The organism is Pseudomonas sp. P4_C3, assembly GCF_056402075.1.
The window spans coordinates 1-1,027 of record NZ_JBFUIC010000675.1 but is presented as its reverse complement, the minus strand read 5'-3'; the positions used below and the strand labels follow the sequence as shown (position 1 = coordinate 1,027).

Here is a 1,027-nt window from a genome sequence, read left to right as displayed (position 1 = left end):
ACAGCAGCTACCTTCAACGTGGAAGATGGCATGCTTACGACGGACTTTTCAGCCATCTGGGCATTACGGATACGAGTTAGCATGTCCGCTAACGGGTCCTGCATACTCATGGGCTAGACGCTCCTAATACAAAAAAATTAGCCTTGCGGCTATTACGTGTCGCCGAGAATCTCCGAGCATGAAAAACACGGGCTCAGGCGAGCCGGGTATTCTAGACACACCCCAGAAATGAATCAAGCCCCAAAAGGGGCTTGATCCAGATTCAAGGCCACCGGTGGTCAGGATCTTGCGATCCTGGACACCGAGACTTTGACAGTACTTACCAGCTGGCTTTAACCAGACCCGGTACGTCACCACGCATGGCAGCTTCACGCAGCTTGTTACGGCCGAGGCCGAACTTGCGGTAAACGCCGTGTGGACGACCGGTCAGGCGGCAGCGGTTACGCATGCGCGAAGCGCTTGCGTCACGTGGCTGCTTCTGCAGGGCTACTGTAGCTTCCCAACGCGCTTCTGGACTTGCGTTCAGATCAACGATGATAGCTTTCAGTGCTGCACGCTTCTTGGCGTACTTGGCAACCGTGAGCTGACGCTTCAGCTCGCGGTTTTTCATGCTCATCTTGGCCATGGTCCTACTCCAATCAGTTGCGGAACGGGAATTTGAACGCACGCAGCAGAGCGCGGCCTTCATCATCGTTCTTGGCAGTGGTGGTCAGGGTGATGTCCAGACCGCGGAGAGCATCGATCTTGTCGTAGTCGATTTCCGGGAAGATGATCTGCTCTTTMACGCCCATGCTGTAGTTGCCACGACCATCGAAGGACTTGGCATTCAGGCCGCGGAAGTCGCGAACCCGAGGCAGGGAGATCGACAGCAGACGATCCAGGAACTCGTACATACGCTCACGGCGCAGGGTCACTTTGACGCCGATCGGCCAACCTTCACGGACTTTAAAGCCAGCGATGGATTTSCGAGCGTARGTCACAACGACTTTCTGRCCGGTGATCTTTTCCAGGTCRGCAACAGCGTGCT

Annotated in this window: 3 protein-coding genes; all 3 read right to left on the bottom strand. The window is 55.5% G+C overall.

Going from position 1 to position 1,027, the window contains the following annotated elements; all coding sequences use genetic code 11:
* On the bottom strand, window positions 1–110 hold a 110-nt coding region (rpsH, locus tag AC1DVH_RS31700; RefSeq protein WP_477757103.1), incomplete at its 3' end, for a 30S ribosomal protein S8.
* Window positions 111–319: 209 nt separating this feature from the next.
* Window positions 320–625 (bottom strand): 30S ribosomal protein S14, encoded by a 306-nt coding sequence (gene rpsN, locus AC1DVH_RS31695; protein WP_003176414.1) that lies wholly within the window; start codon window positions 623–625, stop codon window positions 320–322.
* A 13-nt stretch (window positions 626–638) separates the two neighbouring features.
* On the bottom strand, window positions 639–1,027 hold a 389-nt coding region (gene rplE, locus AC1DVH_RS31690), incomplete at its 5' end, for a 50S ribosomal protein L5 (protein ID WP_477757102.1).

Coding starts and splice junctions, on each gene's coding strand:
- rpsN (WP_003176414.1), bottom strand. CDS start 625: ATGGCCAAGATGAGCATGAAAAACCGCGAGCTGAAGCGTCAGCTCACG.